At 67.8% G+C, this 18737-nt stretch carries 21 protein-coding genes; 10 read left to right on the top strand and 11 right to left on the bottom strand.

Annotated features, from left to right (window positions below; translation table 11 throughout):
* Positions 1–5: 5 nt before the first annotated feature.
* Positions 6–737: a response regulator transcription factor gene (locus BrevBR_RS03115; RefSeq protein WP_332639089.1), complete on the bottom strand. Its 732-nt coding sequence runs from the start codon at positions 735–737 to the stop codon at positions 6–8.
* A gap of 85 nt (positions 738–822) precedes the next feature.
* Between BrevBR_RS03115 and BrevBR_RS03110 the strand changes: the two genes are divergently transcribed.
* A complete protein-coding gene (locus tag BrevBR_RS03110) occupies positions 823–1701 on the top strand; it encodes a branched-chain amino acid aminotransferase (protein ID WP_332639088.1) in 879 nt (292 codons plus the stop codon).
* Here BrevBR_RS03110 and BrevBR_RS03105 read toward each other — a convergent pair.
* A complete protein-coding gene (locus BrevBR_RS03105; RefSeq protein ID WP_339999895.1) occupies positions 1698–2723 on the bottom strand; it encodes a DUF4349 domain-containing protein in 1026 nt (341 codons plus the stop codon). The two genes, BrevBR_RS03110 and BrevBR_RS03105, sit on opposite strands and share 4 nt — an antisense overlap.
* Before the next feature lie 219 nt (positions 2724–2942).
* On the opposite strand from BrevBR_RS03105, the gene BrevBR_RS03100 reads away from it, so the two are divergent.
* Both BrevBR_RS03100 and BrevBR_RS03095 read left to right on the top strand, forming a co-directional pair.
* The gene (locus BrevBR_RS03100; RefSeq protein WP_332639086.1) at positions 2943–4214 is read left to right on the top strand and encodes a NupC/NupG family nucleoside CNT transporter; all 1272 of its coding nucleotides are present in this window, start codon (positions 2943–2945) and stop codon (positions 4212–4214) included.
* A gap of 28 nt (positions 4215–4242) precedes the next feature.
* Positions 4243–4863 (top strand): glutathione S-transferase family protein, encoded by a 621-nt coding sequence (locus tag BrevBR_RS03095; RefSeq protein WP_339999894.1) that lies wholly within the window; start codon positions 4243–4245, stop codon positions 4861–4863.
* Positions 4864–4947: 84 nt separating this feature from the next.
* On the opposite strand, the gene BrevBR_RS03090 is transcribed toward BrevBR_RS03095, so the two are convergent.
* Positions 4948–5625 carry an NUDIX hydrolase gene (locus BrevBR_RS03090; protein ID WP_332639083.1) on the bottom strand — a complete coding sequence of 226 codons (678 nt, stop codon included), beginning with the start codon at positions 5623–5625 and terminating at the stop codon, positions 4948–4950.
* A gap of 88 nt (positions 5626–5713) precedes the next feature.
* Between BrevBR_RS03090 and BrevBR_RS03085 the strand changes: the two genes are divergently transcribed.
* Complete coding sequence (locus BrevBR_RS03085) at positions 5714–6085, top strand: VOC family protein (RefSeq protein WP_339999893.1); 372 nt, start codon at positions 5714–5716, stop codon at positions 6083–6085.
* A 140-nt stretch (positions 6086–6225) separates the two neighbouring features.
* On the opposite strand, the gene rnr is transcribed toward BrevBR_RS03085, so the two are convergent.
* A complete protein-coding gene (gene rnr, locus BrevBR_RS03080) occupies positions 6226–8541 on the bottom strand; it encodes a ribonuclease R (RefSeq protein ID WP_339999892.1) in 2316 nt (771 codons plus the stop codon).
* A gap of 109 nt (positions 8542–8650) precedes the next feature.
* Here rnr and BrevBR_RS03075 point away from each other — a divergent pair, with 109 nt between their 5' ends.
* Genes BrevBR_RS03075 through BrevBR_RS03060 form a run of 4 tightly spaced genes read left to right on the top strand, consistent with a single transcriptional unit; the run spans position 8651 to position 12750 of the window.
* Positions 8651–10054: a pyridoxal-phosphate dependent enzyme gene (locus tag BrevBR_RS03075; protein WP_332639079.1), complete on the top strand. Its 1404-nt coding sequence runs from the start codon at positions 8651–8653 to the stop codon at positions 10052–10054.
* Entirely contained in the window at positions 10051–10854 is an 804-nt protein-coding gene (locus BrevBR_RS03070) for a dienelactone hydrolase family protein (RefSeq protein WP_339999891.1), read from the top strand. The genes BrevBR_RS03075 and BrevBR_RS03070 overlap by 4 nt, the downstream gene beginning before the upstream one ends.
* The gene (locus BrevBR_RS03065; protein ID WP_339999890.1) at positions 10841–11584 is read left to right on the top strand and encodes an alpha/beta hydrolase family protein; all 744 of its coding nucleotides are present in this window, start codon (positions 10841–10843) and stop codon (positions 11582–11584) included. The genes BrevBR_RS03070 and BrevBR_RS03065 overlap by 14 nt, the downstream gene beginning before the upstream one ends.
* On the top strand, positions 11584–12750 hold the full coding sequence (locus tag BrevBR_RS03060) for a cystathionine gamma-synthase (RefSeq protein WP_332639076.1): 1167 nt from the start codon (positions 11584–11586) through the stop codon (positions 12748–12750). Before BrevBR_RS03065 ends, BrevBR_RS03060 begins: the two co-directional genes overlap by 1 nt.
* A gap of 198 nt (positions 12751–12948) precedes the next feature.
* Here the strand turns inward: BrevBR_RS03060 and BrevBR_RS03055 are convergent, their stop codons facing one another.
* The 6 genes from BrevBR_RS03055 to BrevBR_RS03030 all read right to left on the bottom strand — a co-directional run bounded on the left by BrevBR_RS03055 (position 12949) and on the right by BrevBR_RS03030 (position 16074).
* Positions 12949–13221: a hypothetical protein gene (locus tag BrevBR_RS03055; protein ID WP_339999889.1), complete on the bottom strand. Its 273-nt coding sequence runs from the start codon at positions 13219–13221 to the stop codon at positions 12949–12951.
* A 96-nt stretch (positions 13222–13317) separates the two neighbouring features.
* Positions 13318–13530: a cold-shock protein gene (locus tag BrevBR_RS03050; RefSeq protein WP_332639074.1), complete on the bottom strand. Its 213-nt coding sequence runs from the start codon at positions 13528–13530 to the stop codon at positions 13318–13320.
* A 252-nt stretch (positions 13531–13782) separates the two neighbouring features.
* Complete coding sequence (locus BrevBR_RS03045; protein ID WP_055828888.1) at positions 13783–13995, bottom strand: cold-shock protein; 213 nt, start codon at positions 13993–13995, stop codon at positions 13783–13785.
* A 162-nt stretch (positions 13996–14157) separates the two neighbouring features.
* Positions 14158–14370 (bottom strand): hypothetical protein, encoded by a 213-nt coding sequence (locus BrevBR_RS03040; protein ID WP_332639071.1) that lies wholly within the window; start codon positions 14368–14370, stop codon positions 14158–14160.
* A 38-nt stretch (positions 14371–14408) separates the two neighbouring features.
* On the bottom strand, positions 14409–15116 hold the full coding sequence (locus BrevBR_RS03035; RefSeq protein WP_339999888.1) for a TorF family putative porin: 708 nt from the start codon (positions 15114–15116) through the stop codon (positions 14409–14411).
* Positions 15117–15147: 31 nt separating this feature from the next.
* Positions 15148–16074, bottom strand: coding sequence for an NAD(P)H-dependent flavin oxidoreductase (locus BrevBR_RS03030; RefSeq protein ID WP_339999887.1), 927 nt, complete (start codon positions 16072–16074; stop codon positions 15148–15150).
* Positions 16075–16290: 216 nt separating this feature from the next.
* Here BrevBR_RS03030 and queF point away from each other — a divergent pair, with 216 nt between their 5' ends.
* Positions 16291–16752: a preQ(1) synthase gene (gene queF, locus BrevBR_RS03025; protein WP_332639068.1), complete on the top strand. Its 462-nt coding sequence runs from the start codon at positions 16291–16293 to the stop codon at positions 16750–16752.
* A 71-nt stretch (positions 16753–16823) separates the two neighbouring features.
* The gene (locus tag BrevBR_RS03020; protein ID WP_339999886.1) at positions 16824–17696 is read left to right on the top strand and encodes a DUF817 domain-containing protein; all 873 of its coding nucleotides are present in this window, start codon (positions 16824–16826) and stop codon (positions 17694–17696) included.
* A 6-nt stretch (positions 17697–17702) separates the two neighbouring features.
* Here the strand turns inward: BrevBR_RS03020 and BrevBR_RS03015 are convergent, their stop codons facing one another.
* Positions 17703–18590, bottom strand: a complete 888-nt coding sequence (locus BrevBR_RS03015) for an oxidoreductase (RefSeq protein ID WP_339999885.1) — start codon at positions 18588–18590, stop codon at positions 17703–17705.
* Positions 18591–18737 lie beyond the last annotated feature (147 nt).

Here is an 18737-nt window from a genome sequence, read left to right as displayed (position 1 = left end):
CCGGATCAGTCCGGGGCCAGCATATAGCCGACGCCGCGCACGGTCTGGAGGTAGCGCGGGTTCTTGGGGTCGGCCTCCAGCTTGCGGCGCAGGCGGGTGACCTGGACGTCCACGGCGCGGCCGGTGATGTCGGCCGTGTCTGGCGACAGGCTCATGCGCTCCACGGCGGAGTGGGCGTGGATGGCGAGAGTCTTCAGAAGCTGGGCCTCGGCCTCGGTCAGGCGCTGGGGCTTGCCGTCCCTCGACAGCTCCAGCCGCTCCATGTCGAACACCGCCGGCCCCAGCTTGATCTCGCGCGGGGTCAGCGGCTTGCCGCCCGTGCGGCGCAGGATGGCGTCGACGCGCAGCGCCAGCTCGCGCGGGTCGAACGGCTTGGACATATAGTCGTCGGCGCCGCGCGACAGGCCCTCGATACGGTCGTCGGGATCGCCGCGCGCGGTCAGCAGCAGGACGGGCGTCTTGGACGTCTCGGCCTTGGACCGCACCCAGGTCGTCAGATCGAAACCGCTCTCGCCCGGCATCATCACGTCCAGAACGACCAGATCGAACTCGATCAGCTCCATCATCCGTTTCGCGGCGGCCGCGTGGGCGGCGCCCGTGACGCGATAGCCTTCGCGGGCGAGGAATTCCTTCAGCAGCTCGCGGATGCGGTCGTCGTCATCGACGACCAGCAGGTGTCGACCGGCGCCGGGCCCCGCGATCGGGCCGGACCGTCCATAGGGACGCGCGTCGCTCATGAGGATGTGATCCGACTGTTCCGGGCGTTGACCTGAGCGGTTCGGGGGGCTCTAACCCGGGTGACTTCGCGGGAGACGTTATTCAATGGCCTTCGTTCCTTTCGACGATCGTGACGGCTGGATCTGGATGGACGGCGATTTCGTACCCTGGCGGGAGGCGAAAACGCACGTTCTGACCCATGCCCTCCACTACGGCTCGTCGGTGTTCGAGGGTGAGCGTATGTACGGCGGCGAAATCTTCAAGCTGACCCCGCATAGCGAACGCCTGAAGCGTTCTGCAAACCTGCTTGATTTCGACCTTCCCTATAGCGTGGCCGAGATCGACGCGGCCTGCAAGGAAACCTGCGAAAAGATGGGCCTTTCCGACTGCTATGTGCGGCCCGTGGCCTACCGTGGTCCGGAACAGGTCAGCGTCTCGGCGGCCAACAACAAGACCCATGTGGCGATCGCCGTGTGGGAATGGCCCAGCTATTTCGACGCCGAGACCAAGGCGAAGGGCATCCGCATGGAATGGGCCAAATGGCGCCGGCCGGACCCGATGACCGCCCCGTCGGCGGCCAAGGCGGCGGGCCTGTACATGATCTGCACCATGTCGAAGACGGCCGCCGAGAAGCGCGGCTACGCCGACGCCATGATGCTGGACTGGCGCGGCTATGTGGCCGAGGCGACCGGAGCCAATGTCTTCTTCGTGCAGGACGGCGTTCTGCACACCCCGCCGGTCGATGCGATCCTGGACGGCATCACCCGCCAGACGATCATCGAGATGGCCGCCGCCAAGGGCATAGAGGTGGTCGTGCGCCACATCCGGCCCGAGGAGCTGGCGACATTCAGCGAATGCTTCGTCACCGGCACGGCCGCCGAGGTGACGCCGGTGAGCGAGATCGGCGAATACCGATTCACCCCCGGCGCCCTCAGCCTGGGTCTGATGGAAGACTACGGCCGGCTGGTCCGCGGCCAGATCTAGGCCGCGGCCTCGGCCGATTTCCGGCGACGGCGCACCGTGGCCCACCACACCGCGCCGCCGATGACGGCCACCGGCAGCATGATCGAACCGGCGGTGATCAGCGCCGCCAGCATGCCCATGGAAATGCCGAAGGCGTTCTGAAGCGCCTTGGCCACCGGACGGGTCGGGCTGTCGGCAGCCATGACGCCGGCTTCGCGGTAGTCGATCGTCAGCCGGGCAGACTGCACACGGGCGTTCAGTTCGCGCAGCTCGATCTGCTGGGCGTCGTACTGACGCTGCAGGTCGGCCAGTTGCCGTTCGATGTCGAGCTTCTGGGCCAGGGATCCGCCCTGCTGCCGCTGCAGGACGCGGATCCGTTCGGCGATGGTCTCGGTGGTCTTCGAGCCAGTGGCGGCCTCGTCGATGCCGCGCGTGACGTCCTCGCCTTCTGTCACGGCTTCTTCCAGCCGGCCGCCGGCGTTCTGGGCGTCGAGCGCGAGGCCGGCGCGGAACCGGTTGATCCATTCGGGCTGGCCGCGCAGCTCCAGCCGGCCCCCGGGGTTGCGGGAGGTCCAGTCGGCGTTGGCCGAGACGACCTGACAGAGGCCCGCTCCGGCGGTGACGCAGGCGAACTCGTGCCGGCTCATCAGTTCCGCCCCGCGATCCTTGGGGGCCGACATCACATAGCTGAAGGCGTAGGCGATGCTGGCGACCGGGGCGAGCGGTTCGGGACGAGGCGGAGGCGCCGTCCGGAGAGGGGAAGGGTCCACAGCGGCGGAGGAGGCGGCTTCCGTCCGCGGGGCGGGCGCGAAGCTTTGGGTCCCGGGCGACGCGGGCCGAACCTGAAGCTTCGGCGGCGGCAGCGTTTCCGCGCGCTGCTCCGCAGCCGGCGCGACCGCTCTGGGCAGGGGCGTCGGCTCGATGATGTTGACCTCCCGCACCTCCGGCGCCGCGGCGTCGGTTGAAGCATTTTCCTGCCTCTCGGCCTGGCAGGCGGACAGAACCATTGCGCTGGCGGCGGCCAGCATCAGAGCCTTGCGCATCATCTTTCTCCCTGTCGCCGTGGTGATCACGGTGACGTGATGGCGCGCCGGGATACGGGCGAAGTGTGGGCTCGGGCGCAGCGGAACCTTGGCCGTGCGGCGTTCAAATCGCGGCATGGTTTCCCGGCAGTGATCACGGCCAGTCGGCGGCTTGCCACACGGCCTTGTCTGGCGTTCAACGGGACGGGACCGGCGGGGAGCCGGTCGGGGAATGCGTCCATGTTCAGCCTGCTGAATCTCCAGAGCCTGCTCGGGCTCGTCGTCATCGTCGCGGCCTGCTGGGCCCTGTCCGAGAACCGGCGCGCCTTTCCGTGGCGGCTGACGCTGGGCGCCCTCGCGGTGCAGGCGGCGCTGGTGCTGGCCCTGTTCGCCATCCCGGGTTCGCAGAACGTGCTGGCGGCGATCACCGGCGCGGTGGATGGTCTGGCTGTCGCGACCAACCGGGGGACCCGGTTCGTGTTCGGCTATCTGGCCGGGGGCGACCAGCCCTATCCGGTGGCCAACCAGCCGGCTCTGTTCACCTTCGCCTTCCAGGTACTGCCGCTGATCCTGGTGATCTCGGCCCTGTCGGCCCTGCTGTGGCACTGGAAGATCCTGAAGTGGATCACCCACGGATTCGGCATCCTGTTCCAGCGCACCATGGGGCTGGGCGGGGCTTCCGCGCTGGCGGTGGCGGCCAACATCTTCCTGGGCATGATCGAGAGCCCGATCGTGATCCGCGCCTACCTCGACAAGCTGACCCGGTCCGAGCTGTTCCTGATGATGGTGGTCGGCCTGGCCACGGTCGCCGGCTCGACGATGGTGGCCTATGCCTCGATCCTTGCCCCGGTGATGTCGAACGCCGCGGGTCATGTGCTCGTGGCTTCGATCGTCTCGGCGCCGGCGGGCGTGCTGCTGGCCCGCATCATCATTCCGGAGACTCCCGGAGAGGGCGGGGCGCACGCCGACTACGATTCCGCGCTGAAGTACGACAGCGCCATCGACGCCATCGTCAAGGGCACGGCCGACGGCCTGATGGTGGTGCTGAACATCTCTGCGGTGCTCATCGTCTTCGTGGCCCTGGTGGCCCTGGTCAATGTCATGCTGGGCGGCTTCTGGCTGTTCGGTGACCATGTGACGGTCGAGCGGCTGCTGGGTTGGCTGTTCATGCCGGTGGCGTGGCTGACCGGGGTGGAGTGGTCCGAGGCGGGCAAGGCTGGCTGGCTGCTGGGGGTCAAGCTGACCCTGACCGAGTTCGTCGCCTTCATCGAACTGGGCAAGGTCCCCGCGGGCGAGATGAGCGAGCGGACGCGAATGCTGATGACCTACGCCCTGTGCGGCTTCGCCAATATCGGCTCGGTCGGCATCACCGTGACGGGCCTCAGCGTGCTGATGCCCGAGCGGCGCGAGGAGGTGCTGGGTCTGGTGTGGAAGGGGCTGTTCGCCGGTTTTCTGGCCACCCTGATGACGGCGGCCATTGTGGGCGCGATGCCGGCGGCCATATTCCGCTAAGGCCAAGCTCTCTCCCCAGGATCGCCCGATGAAGCTCTACACCTCGAACCGCGCCCCCAATCCCCGCCGGGTGCGCTGGGTCATGGCCGAGAAGGGCATCGAGGACGTCGAGCTGGTCGAGATCGACATCATGGTCGGCGAGCACAAGACGGCCGAATACCGGACCCGCGTCGGGGTGCCGCATGTGCCGGCGCTGGAGCTGGACGACGGGACGACGATCTCGGAATCCATCGCCATCGGCCGCTATCTGGAGGCCCTGTATCCGGAGCCCAACCTGTTCGGCGCCGACGCCCGCGAGCAGGCGGTGATCGAGATGTGGACGCGGCGCTGCGAATTTTACCTCGCCAATCCGATCATGCTCAGCGTGCGCCATTCCCACCCGGCGCTGGCCGCGCTGGAGGCGGCTCAGATGCCCCAGCTGGCCGACTACAACCGGGTCGCGGCCGAGAAATTCATGAAGACCCTGGACCGCCGTCTGGCCGAGCACGAATTCCTGGCCGAGGACCGGTTCAGCATCGCCGACATCGTCGCGGTCGTCGGCCTGGATTTCGCGCGGCTGATCAAATACCGGCCGCCCGAGGAGCTGGCCCATCTGGCGCGGTGGCTGGAGACCTGCCGGGCCCGGCCGGCGGCGAAGGCCGGCGCCTAGGCCGAAAAACAGGGTGCGAAGCGTGCGAAGAGTGCAATGGGTGCACGTCGGGCCCGAGGATGACCGGGAGGGGGCTCCTCCAGCCTAGTCCTGATGCTCTACCACATGCCGCCCGCGCACCATGCGGACGAAGGGCAGGGGACGGGCGGGATGCGCCAGCCGCTCTGACACCTCGCCCAGCACGAAGCGGGTGATGGCCGGCAGATCGACGGCGCGGGCCTCTTCGAGCGGGAGCCATGCGATCTCGTCGAGCTCGCCCGAACCGGCGGTCGGCTCGGGATGCAGCAGGGCCCTAGCGTCGGCCATGAAGAAGCGGGCGTCGAAGCGACGCGTGCGGCCGGGCGGGGTGATGGCGCGGGCGACATAGGACAGGGCGGCCAGATCGGGCAGGGCGCCGACGGCCCGGAACTCGCGCCAGGGCCCCGCGATCGAGACGACGGGCGCGGGCTCGGCCAGCAGCAGGCCGGTTTCCTCGAAGGTCTCGCGCACGGCGGTCAGGGCGAGGGCGCGGGCGCGGCGGACGGGCATTTCGCGGGTCAGGCGGGCCATGTCCGCGTGAGGCAGGTCGTTGGCTGACGCCGCGGCGAAATCCGAGCGGTCGATGCGGCCGCCGGGGAAGACCCATTTGGCCGCCATGAAGACGTGGCCCGGCGCGCGCCGGCCCATCAGCACCTCGGGCGCGCCCTTGCGGACCCGTGTGAGGATCAGGGTGGCGGCGTCCTTCGGCCGCTGGACGCCTCCGACGCGCGGGGCGTCGCGCACGTCCTGATCGCCATCAAAGATTTCTGGTGTTCGCACGGGGGCGGCATAGCATGAGGATCGGACCCGGTCGTCACCAGGGAAGCGGACGATGAAGCTCACCGCAGAACCCCAGCTGTTCGTCACCGACATGCAGGCGGCGCTTCAGCACTATACCGACAGCCTCGGCTTCACCGTGGCCCTCGTCTGGGGCGAGCCGGCCTTCTATGCGCAGGTGGTCAGGGACGGCGCAAAGCTGAACCTGCGCCATGTCGACGGGCCCGTGTTTTCCGAGGCTCTGCGGCAGGCGGAAGGCGAGGTTCTTTCGGCCACCGTGACCACTGACGACATCGAGGGCCTGTACGCCGAGATCGCCGATATGGGCGTGACCTTCCATCAGACGCTGCGGACAGAGCCGTGGGGCGCGCGGACCTTCATCGTCGCCGATCCGAGTGGAAACCTGATCCTGTTCGCGGGCGCCTGACCGCCTTGTCATCCCGGACTGCGCGCAGCGCTGGTCCGAGACGCAGACGTTGATGATCCTGTCCTCCCGGGGCGGGCCCGTCAGGGTCGGACCGGGAGACACGCGGCGGCCTTCGCGCGGCTTCCGGGATGACAAAGCGCCTACCGCCGCTTGCCCTTGCGCACGCCCTTCAGCCCGCCCGAGGGCCGGCCGCCCTTGGGCGGCTTGGGTCCGCCGGGACGGCCGCCGCCGCGTTTGGGGAAATCGCCGCCGCCGCGTCCGCGCGCGCCCAGCCGGGGCGCGGGCGCATTGGGGTCGCGCGGCGCCGGCTCGGACAGCATCTCGAAGACCAGGCCGCCGGTGATGGGGGTCGCTTCCTTCAGCCTGACCTCGACCGTGCGGCCAAGCGTCCAGCGCTGACCCGAACGTTCGCCGATCAGGGCATGCTGCTTCTCGTCATGGCTGAAGTATTCGCCGCCCAGCGACGAGACGGGCACCAGACCGTCGGCGCCGGTTTCCTCCAGCCGCACGAACAGGCCGAAGCGCGTGACGCCGGTGATCCGGCCGCCGAAGGCGGCGCCGACGCGCTCCTGCAGGAAGGCGGCCATGTAGCGGTCCATGGCGGCCCGCTCGGCGGCCATGGAGCGGCGCTCGGTCATGGTCACCTGTTCGGCGATGGCCGGCAGCTCCGTGACCTCGCGGTCGGTCAGCCCGTCCTTGCCGAGGCCCAGCGCCCGGATCAGGCCACGGTGGACGATCAGGTCGGAATAGCGCCGGATCGGCGAGGTGAAGTGGGCGTAGCGGTCCAGGTTCAGGCCGAAATGGCCGACGTTCTCGGCAGAATAGATCGCCTGCATCTGGGTGCGCAGGACCACCTCGTTGACGACCTCGGCGTGGTCGCCGCCGCGCGTCTCGTCCAGCAGCTTGTTGAAGCGCTTGGTCGTGGCCGGTTCGCCCTTGGTCCACGGCTTGCCGATGGTCTGCAGGAAGTCGCCGAGGTTGAACAGCTTCTCCTGACTGGGCGCGTCGTGGACGCGGTACAGCAGGGGCGTCTTCTTCTGCTCCAGCGTCTCGGCGGCGCAGACGTTCGCCTGGATCATCATTTCCTCGATCAGCCGGTGGGCCTCGAGGCTGACGCGGGGCTCGATCGAGATGATCTGGCCCTGGTCGTTCATGCGGATGCGGCGTTCCGGGCTCTCGATGGCCAGCGGGCTGCGCTTCAGCCGGCCCTTGAGCATGGTCCGGTAGGCGTTCCACAGCGGATAGAGGATGGCCTCCATGATCGGGCCGGTCGCATCGTCGGTCTGGCCGTCGATGGCCGCCTGGGCCTGTTCGTAGCTGAGCTTGGCCTGGGATCGCATCAGGCCGCGGACGAATTTGTGCCCGGTCTTGCGGCCGTCCTTGTCGAAGACCATGCGCACGGCCATGCAGGCGCGGTTCTCGCCCTCCTTGAGGCTGCACAGGCCGTTCGACAGCCGCTCGGGCAGCATCGGCTCGACCCGGTCGGGGAAGTAGGTGGAATTGCCCTTCTCGCGCGCCTCGCGGTCGAGATTGGTGTTCGGCCGGACGTAGGCGGCGACGTCGGCGATGGCGACCCAGACGACCCAGCCGTCGGCGTTTTTCGGGTCCTCGTCGCGCATGGCGTAGACGGCGTCGTCGTGGTCGCGGGCGTCGGCGGGGTCGATGGTGATCAGCGGCAGGTCGCGCAGGTCCTCGCGGCCCTTCAGCGAGGGCAGTTCCTGGTTCTCCGCCTCCTTCTCGACGGCTTCCGAGAAGCCCATCGGCACATTGTGGGCGGCGATGGCGATCAGGGAGGCGGCGCGTGCGTCGCCCTCATGGCCGATCTTCTCGAGGATCTTGCCGCGTTTGGGCCCGTAGCGCTGGTCGCCCTTTTCGATGGCGGCCAGAACCAGATCGCCGTCGCGCAGGCCCTCGGCCTGGACGTGGGGGACGATCAGTACGTCCTTCGACTTGCGGTCGACGGGTTCGACCCGGACCTCCTTGTTGGACTTGCGGATGACGCCCAGCACCTTGTTGGCGCCGGCGTCTAGCCTCTTGATCAGCCGGGCTTCCCAGCCGTCTTCGGTGCGGGTGAATTTCGCCAGGACGCGGTCGCCCATGCCGGGCGCGGGGCCGGTCTTGCCATTGTCCGGGACCAGCAGGGCGCGTGGGGCGTCGGCCGAGGCCTCGACCAGGCGGACGTAGAGTTCGCCGTCCATGTCGCGCTCGACCACGTCGGCGACGCCGACGGCGGGCATGGCGCCGACCTCGGCGAAGCCCTTGCGGCCGCGCCTGCCCAACTTTCCGGCTTCCTCAAGGGCGCGGATCATTTCGCGCAGGGCGCGGCGCTCGCCGCCCTTGAGGCCGAAATGGCGGGCGATATCGGTTTTCTCGGCCGATCCGGCATCGCGGAGGAAGGCGATCAGGGTTTCTTCGTCGGGGAGTCCGGCGACGGGCCGGCGGGGTGATTTGCTCATTTGTATCCTTGATAACGCACGACTGGCCTCTTCGGAGGCGAAATCTTGCGCGGCTTGTGATGGGGAGAGGGCGCGCCTAGCTTCCGGCGCGAACCTCTGGAGTGATTGAATGTCGTTGGCCGCCACGCCTGTCCTGTCCGGTCCGACCGGCTCGTTGCTGGACCTGATCGGCAAGACGCCGATGGTGGAGGTGACGAAGATCGACACCGGCCCCTGCCGTCTCTTCCTGAAGCTGGAGGCGCAGAACCCGGGTGGGTCGATCAAGGACCGCATCGCCCTGTCGATGATCGCAGCGGCGGAAGCGGAGGGGTTTCTGAAGCCCGGCGGCACCATCGTCGAGGCGACGGCCGGAAATACGGGGTTGGCGCTCACGCTCGTGGGCCAAGCCAAGGGCTATAAGGTGCTTCTGGTCATCCCGGACAAGATGTCCAAGGAAAAAATTCAGCATTTGAGGGCGATGGGCGCCGATGTTCGCCTGACGCGTTCGGATGTGCCGCACGGGCATCCGGAATACTACACCGACATGGCCGAGCGGCTGGCGCAGCAGATCCCGGGCGGCTTCTACGTCAACCAGTTCGCCAACGACGCCAACTCCCTGGCCCACTTCAGGACCACGGGACCGGAAATCTGGGAACAGATGGGCGGCGACATCGACGCCTTCGTCGCCGGCATTGGCTCGGGCGGCACCATCACCGGCATCGCCCGGTATCTGAAGAGCGTCGGCTCGGATGCGAAGGTCATCCTCGCCGATCCGGTCGGCTCGACCCTGGCGGGGATCGTCAACGACGGCGTGCCGGGTCCGGAGGGCAGCTATACGGTCGAGGGCATCGGCCAGAATTTTGTGCCCGACACCGCAGACATGAGCCTGATCGACAAGGCCTATTCCATCCCCGACGCCGAGGCGATCGCCACGGTGCGTGAGCTGCTGCTGAAGGAAGGCGTGCTGGCCGGCTCCTCGTCCGGCACCCTGATCGCGGCCGCGCTGCGCTGGTGCCGGGAGCAGACGGAGCCGAAGCGGGTGGTGACCTTCGTCTGCGACACCGGGGCCAAATATCTGTCCAAGGTCTACAACGACGCCTGGCTGGCCGATCAGGGACTGGGCGACCAGCCGCTGCACGGCGACCTGTCGGACCTGATCTCGCGCAAATACGAGAAGGGCGACGTGGTCGTGGCGGGGCCGGAAGACACCCTGGACACGGCCTTCAAGCGGATGCGCGGGGCCGACGTCTCGCAGCTGCCGATCATCCAGGACGGCCGGCTGGTCGGGATTCTGGACGAGAGCGACATCGTCCATGTGATGAATACCGACGAGATCACACGTCAGGAACGGTTCAAGAAGCCGGTCGGCACGGTGATGACGCGGGATCTCGACACGGTCCAGGTCGGCGAGAGCCTCGACGCCCTCATCCCGCTGTTCGACCGCGACCGGGTGGCGATCGTGCTGGACGGCGAGAAATTCGTGGGTCTGATTACGCGGACGGACCTGATCAACCACCTGAGCCTCAATCGATGAGACACCGCGCCCGGCGTCCGCTGGCGGGCATGGCGCTGATCGGCCTGGCGGCCGCTCTGGCGGTCGGCCCCGGCGCGGCGAGGGCGCAGGTCGTCACAGGCGTGCCGGGATGCGCCGACGACGTGGCGGTGCGGGCCTCCCGCGAACTGGTGACCTTTGACAGCCGGGGCCGGCAGATCCGGGCGTATCTCTATACGCCTCGGGGCGAGGTGAACGGCGCGGGCCTCGTCATGCTGCATGGCGGCACGGGGTTCGAGATGAACGCCATTCTGTTCGACGCCCATGCGATCCAGCTGGCTTCGCGTGGCTATCACGTCATCCTGCCCGCCTATTTCGACGCGGGCGCGCCGGATCAGAGCCGGCGAACGGTGACCGGGCGGGCTTGGCGTCAGGCGGCGCTGGACGCCGCGGGCGCCTTGGCGGCCGAGCCCGGCCTGTCCGCCGGCCGGGTGGCGCTTTGGGGCTATTCGCGGGGCGCGGGCGTCGCCGTCGACGCGGCCACGGCCCCCGGCAGTCCGGTGCGCTCGGCCGTTCTCGTGGCGGGCGGGGGCGGGGTCGACGACAGCCTCGCCGGCCGCGACCTGTCGGTCCTGCTGCTGCACGCCCGGCGCGACGAGGCGGTTCCGGTCCGCGCCACCCGGGCACTGGCGCAGGACCTGCGAGAGGCCGGCGCCGCGGTCGAGGTCCAGGCGCTGGACTTCGACGGACACCAGTATGATCTTCCCACATGGTGCGCGGTGATGAGCCGGACCCGCGCCTTTCTGGAAAGCCGCGGGGACGGGGAAGATGCACCGACGTAGCCTGCTGGCCGTCGCCGTCGCGGCCGTCAGCCTGCCGGGCCGGGCGTGGGCGCAGGAATCCGCCGAACCGGCCTACGAAGGTCTGACCTTCGAGAGTCACGGCAAGCCGATCCGCGCCATCCACTACCGCCCTGCCGGCGAGGGACGGCGCGCCGCCATCGTGATGATGCATGGCTCGGGCGGTCGCATTACCAACCGGGGGCCGTGGCACGAACTGGCCATGCGTTTCGCGGGCGACGGCTATCAGGTGCTGACGCCGCTGTTCACCGACGCCTTTCCCGACGACGGGATCCGTCCGGAACGCATGATGGAAGCCTGGCGCGACGTGGGCGAGCACGCCATAGACTGGTTCATCGACCGGGGCGTGGACCGGCGGCGCACCGCCATGTTCGGCTATTCGCTTGGATCCTATGTCGCGGTCGACGGCGCCCTGGGCAACAGCCGGGCGGCGGCGGCGATCGGCCTGGCCGGCGGGGTCGACGTCTATACGCCCCGCGTCCCCCGGCGGCGCATCCCGGTGCTGATGATCCGGGCGGAGAACGACACCCACGTCTTGCCGCGAAACACGGCGGCCTGGGTCGCCTTCCTGCGCGAACACGACATCAATGCACGGGTTGAAGTGATCGAAGGGGCCGGCCATCTGTTCAGACCGCCGGAGTGGGCGGAAATCTTCACCCGCGCCTCTGCCTTCTACGCCGGCAACATCGGCCGCCTCGACCAGGACAATTGATGACCAAGCTGAAGAACAGCCAGGGTTTCTCGACCCGCGCCATCCACGCCGGTCAGCGGCCCGATCCGACGACGGGGGCGGTGATGACCCCGATTTACGCCACCTCGACCTATGCCCAGGAAAGCCCGGGCGTGAACAAGGGCTATGAATACGCCCGCGGCAAGAACCCGACGCGCGAGGCCTTCGAGGCCTGCCTGGCCGATCTGGAGGGCGGGACCCACGGCTTCGGCTTCGCCAGCGGCATGGCGGCCACCTCGACGGCGCTGGAGCTGCTGGACGCCGGTTCGCACATCGTGACGGGCGACGACCTGTACGGCGGCTCGTGGCGGCTGTTCGAGCGGGTGCGGCGCCGGTCGATGGGGCTGGACTTCGCCTACGTCGATCTCAGCGACCTCGAGAAGGTCGAGGCGGCGATCACGCCGAAGACGAAGCTGATCTGGGCCGAGACCCCGACCAATCCGCTGATGAAGCTGGCCGACATCGAGGGCCTGTCGCGGATCGCCAGGAGGCACGGCCTGCTGCTGATCGTCGACAACACCTTCGCCACCCCGTGGAGCCAGCAGCCGCTGAAGCTGGGCGCCGACGTGGTCATGCATTCGGCGACCAAATATCTGAACGGCCACTCCGACATCATCGGCGGGGCTCTGGTGACGGCGAACCCTGACCTCGCGAAGGAGATCAAATTCCTCCAGAATTCGGTCGGCGGGGTGATGGGGCCGTTCGACGCCTTCCTGGCCAACCGCGGCCTGAAGACCCTGGGCCTGCGCATGAAGGCGCACAATGAGAACGCCCTGGCCGTGGCCCGCTGGCTGGAAGATCGGAAGACCGGGGTGGCCCGCGTCATCTACCCGGGCCTGATCAGCCACCCGCAGCATGAGCTGGCGTCACGCCAGATGAACGGCCAGTACGGCGGCATGGTCACGGTCCTGATCGACGGCGATCTGGAGCGGACGAAACGGGTTCTGGAGCGGGTTCAGGTCTTTACCCTCGCGGAGTCGCTGGGCGGCGTCGAAAGCCTGGTCAATCACCCGGCCATCATGACCCACGCCAGTGTGCCGAAAGAGGTCCGCGAGGCGGGCGGCGTGACCGACAACCTGATCCGGCTGTCGGTCGGCGTGGAGGAGGTCGAGGACCTGATCGCGGATCTGGATCAGGCGCTGGGGTGATCAGGGCGCGAGCGACGCTAACGTCGCCCGATGCGCACTTCCAACGCCGTCATCCTCGGGCTTGACCCGAGGATCGGACCATCCGGCGCTCGGGGGGTGGGGTGCGGCCCGTCTCGCGGGGCCGTCTTCGGGCGCAGAGCCCGGCCCAACGTCTGATCCTCGGGTCAAGCCCGAGGATGACGGTGAGGGTGGTATTGCCTAGGCGGCCTTGCTGTCCGGCAGGGCGGTCTGGTGGCCGGTGGCGGGGACGACCTTCTTCTTCGCCGGGGCGCGGGGCTTCTTGACGGCGGTGGCCGTCTTGTCGGCGGAGCGACGGGCGATCTCTTCGTCGATCAGCGGGATGACGTCGGTGGCCGAGGCGATCTGCGTCAGGGAGGCGGTGGTCGAGGCGGACAGGCGCAGGGCGTTGAGGCGCAGGGCCTTCAGGTCCGGATCGCTCATGGTGGGGATCATGTCGGCAAGCGGGGTCATCGGCGTCTCCTGAGGTTGAAAAACAGTCGGGCCGGCGCCTGTTCGGCAGCCGGCCCTCCCATCAGCCGGAGCATCAGCCCCGGCAGGCATCGAAAACTATTCGGCGGCCTTCAGGCGGCCGGCCGATTCCTTGCCCGAACGCGAGTCGCGTTCGACTTCGTAGGAGATCTTCTGGTTTTCGTTGAGCGTGCCGAGGTCCGAGACCTCGACGGCCGAGGCGTGGACGAAGACGTCCTTGCCGCCGTCATCGGGAGCGATGAAGCCGTAGCCCTTGGTGGAATTGTACCATTTAACAGTGCCGGTAGCCATTTTGAGACCTCCGTTAGGCGTTGACCGCCGGAAGAGGTTCCGGGTCGGCCTGTCGGGTCTGGATGGGATCGGCTTTGGACCTCGGTGCGCGATGCAAAGGGGCAGCAGCGTTTCGCAAGAGATCGACGGAGCCCCAAGTGGGCGCTTTGTCGTCGAATAGCAAGCCTTGTGATTCCTGACAGCAAAACGGCGGCGAAGGCTTTCGCCCTCGCCGCCGTCGAAATCATGCGTCGGCAAGGCCGACGCGTGAACTCAGCCTTCGGTCTTCAGCTGACCAGCCGATTCCTTGCCCGAACGCTTGTCGCGCTCGATTTCGTAGGAAACCTTCTGGTTTTCATCCAGGCCGCGCAGGCCCGCCTGCTCGACGGCCGAGATGTGGACGAAAACGTCCTTGCCGCCGTCGTCAGGCTGGATGAAGCCGTAGCCCTTGGTGGAGTTGAACCATTTAACAGTGCCGGTAGCCATTTTCAGGACCTCCGTTAGCGTTGGCCTCAGGGAAGAGCCCCTGGAGCCTGTCGGGTCTGAATGGAGCGGCTAGACCTCAGTGCGAAAGCAGAGGGTGGCGTTTCGCAGAGAGATCGACATTTCGCTTTTGACCTGTCGTTGCGGCGAAATCAAGCCGCAAGGCTATTCTGCTTCCTCGCCCTCGGGCGTGGCGATGTAGTGGTCCTGACACAGTTTGCGAAGGGCGGCCGTCAGCGTGGGGCCATACAGCGAGTCCTGGATGCGTTCGAAGCCTTCGGCCTGCAGCGCGGTCTTGATGTCGCCGACGGTGCGGCAGCCCCCGGCGCGCGCCAGCTCATAGGCGCGTTCGAGGGTCGTGGGACGATGGTTGCTCATCGCTCCTAGATAGGAGCTTCGCCGGAAATAGCGAGGTTTTAGAAAGCGATGCTGAGCCCGACCACCAGGGCGTCCGCATATTGCTCGCCCGGGACCTCCGCGTCCGTCGCGTGATAGCGGACGTCAGCTTCCAGCTTGTCGGTCAGGGCGTAGGTGAAGCCGGCGTTCCAGCCGGTGTAGTCGATGCTGTTGTCCTGTTCGCGGCGGCCGATGGAGGCGGTGGCTTCCAGCTTGTTGGTGAAGTCCCAGCCGATGCGGGCCTCGTACCAGGTCCAGGCCTCGGTCGACCCCGTGCCGTCGGGCGAGTGCTGCAGGCGGATGCGGCCGCTGGCGGGCCCGATGGACCGTTTGACGTCGGCGGTGAACTCCCAGGCGTCAGCATCCGTACCCGGATTCGCCTCGAACTGGTGTTTGAAGGTGGCGTTCAGGTCGAGGTCGAAGCCGGCGATGTCCGGGGTGAAGCCGGCGCCGATCTCCCCTTCCAGTTCGGAGCCCGTGGAGCTCTTGATGGTCTCGAGTCCGGTCCCGGCGTAAAACAGGCCCGAGGCGCTCTCCCACTCAGCCGCGCCCCAGACATAGGCCTCGCCGTTCGACTTGGAAGCGTCCTTGGAGCGGTTGTCGGTCGCGGCGCCGACGGCGAAGGACCACGATCCGGCGGCGGGCGCGGCGTCCTGGGCCGAGGCCGCACCGGCGAATGCGAGGAGGGCGGTCGCCGCGGCGGCGGCGGTCGTCAGGGTGCGGATCATGGGATTCGGCCTCGTGGGAACGGGCCGGGGTCTAGAGGCGCTTCTTGTCGAATTTGTTACAGGCCTCGGAAAATTCGTCCGTCAGCCGACGAACAAGCTGCGCTGTGGGAAGGATGTCATGCACCGCGCCCGCGCCCTGGCCGGCCGACCAGACCGTTTTCCAGGCCTTCGCCTCGTCGCCCATGTCCAGCTTGTGCTCGGGCAGGGATTTCGGATCGATCCCGTTGGCGATCAGGGACGGCGTCAGGAAATTGGCCGGAATGCCCGAGACGGCGGGGGTGTAGGTGATGTCCGACGCGCCGGCGTCGACGATCATCTGCTTGTACTCGGGCTGCGCACCGGATTCGTTCGTCGAGATGAAGCGGGTGCCCATATAGGCGAAGTCGGCGCCCATCATGAGGGCCGCGGCGACATCCGATCCCGTGGACAGGCAACCGGACAGGATGATGGTCCCGTCGAAGAACGACCGGACCTCGTCCACGAGGGCGAACGGATTGACGATCCCGGCGTGGCCGCCGGCGCCGTTCGCGACCAGGATCAGACCGTCGACCCCGGCCTGCGCCGCCTTGCGGGCGTGGCGGACGTTGGCGATGTCGTGGAAGACCACGCCGCCGTAGCCGTGCACGGCCTCGACCACGTCGCGCACGGCGCCGAGCGAGGTTATGACCAGCGGGACCTTCTCCTCGACCGAAACCATCATGTCGGCCATCAGCCGGGGATTGGTCGGGTGGACGATGTGGTTCACGCCGAACGCAGCGGCGTCGGGCGCCAGCCGGCTCTTGATCTCGTGGATCCAGTCCCGATAGCCCTCGGTGGTGCGCTGGTTCAGGGAGGGGAAGGTCCCGATGACGCCGGCGTTGCAGGCCTCGACCACCAGATCCGGTCCGGAGACCAGGAACATCGGCGCGGCGATGACCGGCAGCTTCAGGCCTTTTTGCAGCGACGCCGGAATGGCCATGCGGAGCTCCCCGAGTTGTCTTTCGCTACGGATAGCGGGGTGTCGCGGGGGAAGGCAAATGGTGAGAGTGGCTAGTGGCTAGTGATTGTCGCACGACCGTCGGCGGAAGGGCGACGCCGATCGCGCCTCCGCACAAGCGGTGGCCAGCCACTAGCCACCAGCCACGCATCGCCGCCACCAGATGACGCCGCGAACCGAACCGGCTACATCCCCGCAATGACCACCGACACATCCGGCCTGCACCAGCTGGGCCAGCAAACCGTTCAGCCGACCAGTCCGGAAACCGCCGAGCTGGAGCGCGTGCCCAATCCCCACGCCGGGACCCTGTATCTGACGCGGTTCACGGCGCCGGAGTTCACCAGCCTGTGTCCGGTGACGGGCCAGCCGGACTTCGCCCACATCGTCATCGACTATGCGCCGGGCGACTGGCTGGTCGAGTCGAAGTCGCTGAAGCTGTACCTGACCAGTTTCCGCAACCACGGCGCCTTCCACGAGGACTGCACCGTGGCCATCGGCAAGAAGATCGCCGACCTGCTGCAGCCGACATGGCTGAGGATCGGCGGCTACTGGTATCCGCGCGGCGGCATCCCGATCGACGTCTTCTGGCAGACGGGCGCGGCGCCCGAAGGGCTGTGGCTGCCGGACCAGGGCGTGCCGACGTATCGCGGCCGGGGTTGATTTCACGCGCCGCGTGAAATGCTCACATTCCGCTCATGCCCCGGCGAACGGATGCGGTCAGGGTGACGCCCATGACCGAACCGCGCCGCCTTCCGCTCGAAACCTGGGGCCGTCACTGGCTGGGCCGTCTCCAGCACTGGGCCGACCGGCGGGCGTGGAGCCGGTACGGTTTCGAATTCCTCATGTTCGGGATCAAGCAGGGCTGGGCCTGTCTGTTCGGCGGGGCGATGCTGGCCCTGCTGCTGGCGACGCATCTGTGGTGGCCTGATGCGGCGCCGGTCAGCCGCTACGACTTCCTCGTCGTCGGCGCCCTGTTCATCCAGGCGGCCATGCTGGCGCTGAAGCTGGAGAGCTGGGAGGAGGCGAGGGTGATCTTCGTCTTCCACGTGGTCGGCACGATCATGGAGCTGTTCAAGACCCAGGCCGGCTCGTGGATCTATCCGGAGGACAGCGTCCTGCGCATCGGCATGGTGCCGCTGTTCTCGGGTTTCATGTATGCGGCGGTCGGCAGCTACATCGCGCGCATCCAGCGCATCTTCGACATCCGTTTCCGCCACTATCCGCCGCTGTGGACGACCTGGGCCCTGGCGGCGGCGATCTACGTCAACTTCTTCGCCCATCACTGGCTGCCGGACATCCGGCTGGGCCTGTTCGCGGCGACGGCGGTTCTGTTCGGGCGCGGCTGGTTCTATTTCACCCCGGACCGGACGCGGCGGAGGATGCCCTTCCTGCTCGGCTTCTTCCTGGTCGCGGTCTTCATCTGGCTGGCCGAGAACCTCGGCACATACGCCAACGCCTGGATCTATCCGTCACAGAGCGGCGGCTGGCATCCGGTGTCGCTGGCCAAGCTGGGCAGCTGGTTCCTGCTGATGATGATCAGCGTGGTTCTGGTGTCGCTGGTGCGCCGGCCGGAGGAGGAGTCCCGGCCGGCGACGGCGGACTGACGGGCCTCAGCCCCAGTTGGTCGTGTTGACCGGTTCGGGGGCGAAGGCGAAATCGCCGTCGGTCGAGACGGACAGGTCGCGCCAGGCGTCGAGCTCGGCCTGCATGCCGGCGAGCTTGCCGGACACCATGGCGACCGCGTCCGAGCCGGCGGCCCAGCGCACGGGCGGCTCGGGGGTTTCGGCGAGGGTCACCAGCGCCCGGGCCAGTTTGGCGGGGTCGCCGGCCTGGTTCTGGTTGCGACCGTCGTAGAAGGTCTTCAGCGCGGCGGTGACCTCGGCGTAGTCGGCGACAGGGTGCGAGCCGTGGCGCACCGAGGTGGAGTCCAGGAAGTCGGTCCGGAAGAAGCCCGGTTCGACGACGGTCACATGGACGCCGAAGCGGCGGACCTCGGCGGCCAGCGACTCCGAGAAGCCCTCGACCGCGAATTTCGAGGTGCAGTACAGGGTTCCGCTCTCGCCGCCGACGACGCCGCCCACCGAGGAGATGTTGAAGATGCGGCCCGAGCGCCGGGCGCGCATGGCCGGCAGGACGGCGCGTGTGACATGCATCAGGCCGAAGACATTGGTGTCGAACTGGGCCTGGACGTCGGCCGCGGTCGATTCCTCGAACACGGACAGATGGCCGTAGCCGGCGTTGTTCACCAGCACGTCGATCCGGCCGAAGCGGGCGAGGGCGGCGTCGACGGCGGCGCGGACAGCGTCGGGGCGAGTGACGTCGAGGGCGACGGACAACAGGCTGTCGGTGTCGGGACCGAAGGTCCCGACCAGGGCTTCGCGGCGGCGCGCGGTGGCGACGACGCGGTCCCCGGCGTCGAGGGCGGCGCGCACGATGGCCGCGCCGAGGCCGCGCGAGGCGCCGGTGACGAACCAGATTTTCGGGGCGGGAGAGGTCATGGGAAGGCTCCTTTGATCGGAGCCCCGATATGGCCCCGGGGCGGTTCAGGGCCGTAGATCGATCACGCCAGATTCTTGCACGATCCTGCCATCTGGACGAAACAGCTGCCTGGTCGCTTGTATTCCCGGACCGTGAGAGCTTGAGTG

Origin of the sequence: Brevundimonas sp. BR2-1 (assembly GCF_037626195.1) — a bacterium.
Taxonomy (GTDB): domain Bacteria; phylum Pseudomonadota; class Alphaproteobacteria; order Caulobacterales; family Caulobacteraceae; genus Brevundimonas.
This window is presented reverse-complemented; position numbering and strand designations above follow the sequence as displayed.

What these genes read in the sequence shown, in the direction of transcription:
- BrevBR_RS03040 (WP_332639071.1), bottom strand. Translation starts at nt 14,370, where the DNA reads ATGAGCAACCATCGTCCCACGACCCTCGAACGCGCCTATGAGCTGGCG.
- BrevBR_RS03070 (WP_339999891.1), top strand. Translation starts at nt 10,051, where the DNA reads ATGAGACACCGCGCCCGGCGTCCGCTGGCGGGCATGGCGCTGATCGGC.
- BrevBR_RS03075 (WP_332639079.1), top strand. Translation starts at nt 8,651, where the DNA reads ATGTCGTTGGCCGCCACGCCTGTCCTGTCCGGTCCGACCGGCTCGTTG.
- BrevBR_RS03030 (WP_339999887.1), bottom strand. Translation starts at nt 16,074, where the DNA reads ATGGCCATTCCGGCGTCGCTGCAAAAAGGCCTGAAGCTGCCGGTCATC.
- BrevBR_RS03085 (WP_339999893.1), top strand. Translation starts at nt 5,714, where the DNA reads ATGAAGCTCACCGCAGAACCCCAGCTGTTCGTCACCGACATGCAGGCG.
- queF (WP_332639068.1), top strand. Translation starts at nt 16,291, where the DNA reads ATGACCACCGACACATCCGGCCTGCACCAGCTGGGCCAGCAAACCGTT.
- BrevBR_RS03100 (WP_332639086.1), top strand. Translation starts at nt 2,943, where the DNA reads ATGTTCAGCCTGCTGAATCTCCAGAGCCTGCTCGGGCTCGTCGTCATC.
- BrevBR_RS03095 (WP_339999894.1), top strand. Translation starts at nt 4,243, where the DNA reads ATGAAGCTCTACACCTCGAACCGCGCCCCCAATCCCCGCCGGGTGCGC.
- BrevBR_RS03050 (WP_332639074.1), bottom strand. Translation starts at nt 13,530, where the DNA reads ATGGCTACCGGCACTGTTAAATGGTACAATTCCACCAAGGGCTACGGC.
- BrevBR_RS03105 (WP_339999895.1), bottom strand. Translation starts at nt 2,723, where the DNA reads ATGCGCAAGGCTCTGATGCTGGCCGCCGCCAGCGCAATGGTTCTGTCC.
- BrevBR_RS03035 (WP_339999888.1), bottom strand. Translation starts at nt 15,116, where the DNA reads ATGATCCGCACCCTGACGACCGCCGCCGCCGCGGCGACCGCCCTCCTC.
- BrevBR_RS03045 (WP_055828888.1), bottom strand. Translation starts at nt 13,995, where the DNA reads ATGGCTACCGGCACTGTTAAATGGTTCAACTCCACCAAGGGCTACGGC.
- BrevBR_RS03115 (WP_332639089.1), bottom strand. Translation starts at nt 737, where the DNA reads ATGAGCGACGCGCGTCCCTATGGACGGTCCGGCCCGATCGCGGGGCCC.
- BrevBR_RS03020 (WP_339999886.1), top strand. Translation starts at nt 16,824, where the DNA reads ATGACCGAACCGCGCCGCCTTCCGCTCGAAACCTGGGGCCGTCACTGG.
- BrevBR_RS03065 (WP_339999890.1), top strand. Translation starts at nt 10,841, where the DNA reads ATGCACCGACGTAGCCTGCTGGCCGTCGCCGTCGCGGCCGTCAGCCTG.
- BrevBR_RS03060 (WP_332639076.1), top strand. Translation starts at nt 11,584, where the DNA reads ATGACCAAGCTGAAGAACAGCCAGGGTTTCTCGACCCGCGCCATCCAC.
- BrevBR_RS03015 (WP_339999885.1), bottom strand. Translation starts at nt 18,590, where the DNA reads ATGACCTCTCCCGCCCCGAAAATCTGGTTCGTCACCGGCGCCTCGCGC.
- BrevBR_RS03110 (WP_332639088.1), top strand. Translation starts at nt 823, where the DNA reads ATGGCCTTCGTTCCTTTCGACGATCGTGACGGCTGGATCTGGATGGAC.
- BrevBR_RS03055 (WP_339999889.1), bottom strand. Translation starts at nt 13,221, where the DNA reads ATGACCCCGCTTGCCGACATGATCCCCACCATGAGCGATCCGGACCTG.
- rnr (WP_339999892.1), bottom strand. Translation starts at nt 8,541, where the DNA reads ATGAGCAAATCACCCCGCCGGCCCGTCGCCGGACTCCCCGACGAAGAA.